The sequence below is a fragment of the Aminobacter sp. P4_H6_2 genome (genome assembly GCF_056400805.1).
Window position 1 is genome coordinate 1 of record NZ_JBFUKO010000346.1, and the last position, 5,735, is coordinate 5,735.

At 60.0% G+C, this 5,735-nt stretch carries 7 protein-coding genes; 6 read left to right on the plus strand and 1 reads right to left on the minus strand.

The features are described 5' to 3' along the window. A partial coding sequence (locus tag AC1DUU_RS21200; protein ID WP_476785371.1) for an autotransporter family protein occupies positions 1 to 1,738 on the plus strand: 1,738 nt, incomplete at its 5' end. A gap of 244 nt (positions 1,739 to 1,982) precedes the next feature. Here the strand turns inward: AC1DUU_RS21200 and AC1DUU_RS21205 are convergent. Further along, complete coding sequence (locus AC1DUU_RS21205) at positions 1,983 to 2,234, minus strand: DUF1344 domain-containing protein (RefSeq protein WP_476785372.1); 252 nt, start codon at positions 2,232 to 2,234, stop codon at positions 1,983 to 1,985. 524 nt (positions 2,235 to 2,758) lie between these two features. Here AC1DUU_RS21205 and AC1DUU_RS21210 point away from each other — a divergent pair. The 5 genes from AC1DUU_RS21210 to AC1DUU_RS21230 all read left to right on the plus strand — a co-directional run. Further along, a complete protein-coding gene (locus AC1DUU_RS21210) occupies positions 2,759 to 2,989 on the plus strand; it encodes a hypothetical protein (RefSeq protein WP_476785373.1) in 231 nt (76 codons plus the stop codon). Positions 2,990 to 3,524: 535 nt separating this feature from the next. Further along, positions 3,525 to 3,896, plus strand: coding sequence for a hypothetical protein (locus tag AC1DUU_RS21215; protein ID WP_476785374.1), 372 nt, complete (start codon positions 3,525 to 3,527; stop codon positions 3,894 to 3,896). A gap of 109 nt (positions 3,897 to 4,005) precedes the next feature. After that, positions 4,006 to 4,377 carry a hypothetical protein gene (locus AC1DUU_RS21220; RefSeq protein ID WP_476785375.1) on the plus strand — a complete coding sequence of 124 codons (372 nt, stop codon included), beginning with the start codon at positions 4,006 to 4,008 and terminating at the stop codon, positions 4,375 to 4,377. 520 nt (positions 4,378 to 4,897) lie between these two features. Next, positions 4,898 to 5,092 carry a hypothetical protein gene (locus AC1DUU_RS21225; protein ID WP_476785376.1) on the plus strand — a complete coding sequence of 65 codons (195 nt, stop codon included), beginning with the start codon at positions 4,898 to 4,900 and terminating at the stop codon, positions 5,090 to 5,092. Then, positions 5,089 to 5,735, plus strand: a 647-nt coding sequence (locus AC1DUU_RS21230; protein ID WP_476785377.1) for an ATP-dependent DNA ligase, incomplete at its 3' end; no start/stop codon positions are given. The genes AC1DUU_RS21225 and AC1DUU_RS21230, both read left to right, overlap by 4 nt.

The window sequence follows — 5,735 nt, forward strand, 5'->3', positions numbered from 1 at the left end:
ACCGACCGCCGTTCAGTTCGACGCCTCGAATGGCAGCGTGCTCACCGGTGATGCGTTGATCGCCGCGCAAACGACAACCAACATCAGCCTCGCCACCGGTTCGCATTGGACGGGTGCGGCTTTCAACGTTACCAACGTATCGGTCGACCCGACCAGCATCTGGACCATGACGGCGAGTTCGACCGTCTCGCAGCAGACGACGAACGCCGGTCTGATCGATGTCACCCCGCCGGTCGGCGATCCGACATTGCTTGCGAGCTACAAGACGCTGACGACGCAGAATTATGTCGGCCAGGGCGGCAGGCTGGCGCTGAACACCTATCTTGGCGCCGATGGGGCTCCCTCCGACCGGCTGGTCATCAATGGCGGCACGGCGACGGGCAGCACCACACTCCTCGTCAGGAACACGACTGGTCCAGGCGCCTTGACCCTTTCCGACGGCATCAAGGTGGTCGACGCCATCAATGGCGCGACGACTGCGAACGGGTCGTTCGTGCTGCGCGGCACCTATGTCACCGCCGACGGCCAGCAGGCAGTGGTCGGCGGCGCCTACGCCTATACGCTGTTCCACAATGGCGTCACCGATCCCAGCGACAGCGACTGGTATCTGCGCTCGCAATTGACCCCGCCTCCGGATCCCACGCCTGAGCCGCCAGAGCCGCGTTATCAGCCCGGCGTGCCGCTCTACGAGGTCTATCCGCAGCACCTGCTGGCGCTCAACACCGTACCCACGCTGCAGCAGCGGGTCGGCAACCGCTACTGGAAAGAGCCTGCACCCGAGACGGTGTTCTGCAAGGACGCGTCGAAGAATTTCCAATGCCCCGTCTCTTCTGAGCAGGCGCAATATTATGCCGGCGCCGATGGCCACCGGGCGCTGATCGAGGACCAACGAGCGATCTGGGGCCGCATCGAAGGCAGCCACGCCAGCATCGAACCGGCGTTCACCACCTCGGGTACCAACTACGACACCAATGTGTGGAAGCTGCAGGCCGGTCTCGACGGGCTGCTGCACGAGGCCGAGAACGGCTCGAAGCTGATCGGCGGCATCACGGTGCATCTCGGCCATGCCTCAAGCGACGTCACCTCGTTCTTCGGCGATGGTGACATCGACACGACAGGTGGCGGCTTTGGCGGCACGCTGACCTGGTATGACCAGAACGGCTTTTATGTCGATGGCCAGGCCCAGCTGACCTGGTTCAACAGCGACCTGACCTCAAAGGCGCTTGGGCTTGCGACGCCGACGCTTGTCGATGGCAATGGCGGTTTTGGTTATGCGCTGTCGGTCGAAACCGGCAAGAAGTTCGACCTCAACGAGACCTGGACGCTGACCCCGCAAGCCCAGCTCGTCTACGCCAATGTCGATTTCTCCAGCTTCAGGGATGTCTTCGGCGCCAATGTCTCGCTCGGCAGCGGCGACTCGCTTCTTGGCCGGCTCGGCATCTCCGCCGACCACGACCAGAACTGGAAGGACGACGAAGGCAAGACCCGGCGCCGCCATCTCTACGGCATCGCCAATCTCTATTACCAGTTCCTCGACGCCACCCAGGTCGACGTTTCAGGCGTAAGCTTCGAGAGCCGGCCGGACAGGCTGTGGGGCGGGCTTGGCCTCGGCGGTAGCTACAACTGGAACGACGACAAATATTCGGTCTATGGCGAGGTTTCGGTCAACAGTTCGCTCGAAAACTTCGGCGACAGCTACGCCCTTGCCGGCACCGCCGGCTTCAGGGTGAAGTGGTAGGAAACAACGAAAAGGCCTGCCGGGAGGTCAACCGGCAGGCCCAAGCTGAACCGTGTCGGAGGTGTGAGCACGCCCCACGGACGGCAAGGACGGACCCGCATGCGGCATGATGGTCTTGCCCAAACGGGCGTAGCTGAAAGGTAAGACCACGCCCATTTTGCTCCGCTCAACAAACGTAAAATCAGGTTCCCACCAAAACAAATGTAGCCCCGCCACCTTTCGGCAGCGGGGCGACAGAAAAACGTCACATAGGAGATAGCGTTACCGCGGTGACTTTAGTCGCGTCATCTTGATCGAGCGTAATTGACACCTTAGCGCCAGCTACGATCTCAGCAGGTATCGCAACGTCAGTCGGCACGGTGTAGCTCTTGCCGTCTTCTAGAGTAATAACCTTCGTTTCCTTGTTGAATTCCTTGACAACGCCGTCAGCCGAAGCTGCCCATACCGCGCCACTCATGAGTGCAACGGTGCCGAGGGCGATAATGAGTTTCCTCATTGTCTTTCTCCCAGGATCAGTCCCTTCGCCTAGCAAACGGGCAACGGGGTAAATGGTTGCGCAGAAAAGGGCCCCAGCCATTGCGCCAGCGCGCGGCACTTGGCACGATCGGAACCCACTAGTCCGGTTCCCATCAACGGAAAAACCCCCGCCACTTTTAGGGTGACTGGGCATTTGGGTGGTTCAATGTCAGAGTATTTTACGTTCCCGCGTGATGCCCAAATCGAACTCAACTGCGAGGCCGGCATCCACTGCCGCCGCGGCGATGAGATTGGCGAGCTCTCTGTCAGACATGTTGCATTCGGGAAGTTCCGTGCGTAGCGCTCTGACACCTGTTTAGTCGAAACCGGTCGATAGCAGCTCTTGCTAGATGCTGAATACATGACTGCGAGCCCCTCAACTGTGTGCCGTACACGGTTTCCATGGTCCATGATTGCACCTCCCAGAGCGGTAATATCCCTGAGATTTGACCATCAAGTTCTGACAAGAAATGGTCTGCCGGAGGGGCAAAGCCGGCATTCCTCATGCCGCAGCCCCACCGCTTCCTTGCCGCTCGATTAGACGGCCTCGACATTCGTGAAGCCGTGGTCCCCCGCCTCACACTTCATCCGGCCGATGAGCGAGTCGACATCAACTTCGCCGAATATCTCGATGAGATCGGACGGGAAATAGTGATGAGCGCGATTGCAGTAGGCGCAGCGGACGCGCACGAGTTGCCGGCCATCGTTCAGGTTGGACAGCTGAAAAGGCTTTGATTTGTTCGGCGCAGGCATGAGAATGAAATAGGAATAAACTCCTTTCATGGTCAATTCACATCACGCTAACGTTATGGCAGCAAGTGTTCTCTTTGCCACCCGCGTCACTGCCTGCAAGCGCTGCGGCGGGGGCTCGCGGTACCGCTCTCGTCCGTTCTGCGAACGGAGCCTTCAGGCTGCATCTCACGGGCGGGTGCGCCGGAGGGACGGGCATCCGCCTTGGCCTGACACGCGCGTTTATTTTTGATTTCGAAGAAAAAACGACTGGTTGACGCTGGGATAGTCGCCCCTAAGGTGAGTTCTGCTCTGACCTCAGATCCGAGCGGCGCGCTCGCCTCGATTCGATCCCCTCATCCCCTCAGAAGCGGGCGCGCCATTTTTCCCCCTTAACGGTTTGTCCGACGTCATGAGGCGGTAGCGCACAGCCGAGCAGACCGAGGCCAGCACAGCCAAATTCCTGTGAACTGCTCCAGAGGGAACCGGGAGGGTCCCCGTCGCATTTAGACCCATGAGCTAAACAACAGGAGTGGATAAGATGCGTAAGATCCTGATCGGTTGTGCGCTCGTTGCCGGCATGGGCGTTGGGTTGCCTCTGCCTGCTTCTGCGCAGGACATCCAACTTGAATTTGGTCGCGATGGACTGCGCCTGAATCAGGGCTGCAACCCGCGCTACGGGGATTGCCGCCAGGACGGTTACCGCGATGGCTACTACCCCGACAATCGACGCAGTATGCAGCGGATTTGCACCGAGGGCCGCGCGCTCGACAAGGCCGAACGCATGGGCATACGCCGTGCCCGCATCGCGGATGTCGGCAGACGGACGATCGAGGTCTTAGGCCGCGACCGCGACGGCGATCGCATCTATGTCACCTTCGGTCGCTCGCCGAGCTGCCCGGTGCTGAGCTAGTCGAACTCTTGCAGCGGGAGCATGACGCACCAGGCCGCGCTTGACTCAGCCGCGTTCCCCTTCGGCAGGGCTTAGGCCAGCGCAGGCCACCACCAAGGAGCGCACCCCCATGCCAAGCCTGAACATTATTATTATTATTGCCTTCGTGGCCGCGATTGCCGCCTTCCCCGTCGCCTCCAACGAGCCGCCCACTCAGCAACAGACGTGGCAGTCAATGGATCCCGCATTGGGACCGGACCAGACTTATACAGATGTAGTCGTCGTTGAGTTCGAGAGCTTGTTGGGGCCGACGAAAAGGGAAGTGGAAGCCGTTATCGCGGATACGAACGCTGATGAGTTACAAGAGTTGCAAGCTCTCATCGGCGACTCACGCCAGGCATTGTTGACGCTTGCGGCGGCTGGGCTGAATCCCACGCATGTCTTGGCGGCTGGGGTTACGTCTGATGGTGTCTTGACGTTGGTCGTCCAACAAACCGCCTAGCTGGGTCTAGGGGCGGGTCGCCCGCAGGCAATCGCCGCGTCCGCACGAAACGGAACGATCGGCCGCCGCGCGTTTCAGCTATCCTGCTGGTTGAAAAGAGGCCGGCAATGTTAACAATCATGGCCTTGGCCGCCACTGCGAGCCTTTATCTGATCTTTGCGCTCGTCGGGCAGACTTGGTGCTCTTTGCGTCGTGGCGCAATATATGACGGCGTTAAATCTGGGATTGCGGGACTTATCTTTATTGCGTGCCTTGTCACCGTCATCGCAATCGCGTGGACAGAGAGCTGCGGATTTGACTGTACCGGTGCGGTCGTCGCGTGGGAGTAGCGGTTCTTGCGCTTTGCGACCCGCTTCACCGTCAGCAAGCGCTATAGCAACCGCGAACTCAACAGCATCTATATCTCCGCCGGGAAGCTACCGCGATAGACGATATTCAACGAGGTTCAGCGCCGCGCTACAATGGAACCCTTGGGAACGCTGGTGCGTTTTTTGCACGTCGTAAATTGGGAGGAACGATCATGGAAGGGCATCCCGACACGCGGCAGTTCGTGAGAGTCGATCCGCCGCATGACCCCGAGAAATACGAGGCATCCGAGTTGGCCGAAAAATACGGCTTGTCACGCGGGCAAGCTCGTACGCTCATCACAATCCATGGATCATCTCGTCTGAGGTTGGATGCGATCATGGAGATGAAGCAAATTAAGGCCAAATGACCCCCTTCATCCCGCCGTGTATCCCGACGCTGGTCGACAAACCACCCGAAGGCGATGCCTGGTCGCATGAGATCAAATACGACGGCTACCGGACCCAGATCCACCTAGCTAAGGGCCATGCTGTCGCCTTCACCCACAACGGCCACGACTGGTCGATGAAATATGCGGCGGTGCTGGCCTCCGTGCGCTCCTTGATCAAACGCGACGCGATCACCGACGGCGAGATGGTCGTGCAGGACGAGACTGGGCGAACCGACTTCGCCAGGCTTTCTAGCGCGATCACGCGGGAAAGCGCCAGCCTGGTGTTCTATGCCTTCGACCTGGTTGGCCTCGACGGCAACGACTTCCGAAAGCAGCGCTGCGACGACAGGCGTGCCCAGCTGCACGAGCTCGTCGGCGATCCCCGCCCCGACTCGGCCATCCAGTTCAGCCAGGCGTTCGAAGGTTCCGGGGCCGAGTTCTTCGCAACCGCCGAAGCGATGGACCTCGAGGGCATCGTTTCGAAACGCAAGGCCAGCATCTACCGCGGCGGCTACAGCAAGGACTGGCTGAAAACCAAGGCCTACATCACCCGCGAATACGTCGTCATCGGCTACGAGCACAAGCGCGGCGGCGCGCCTTCCCTGCTGCTGGCGGACATGAC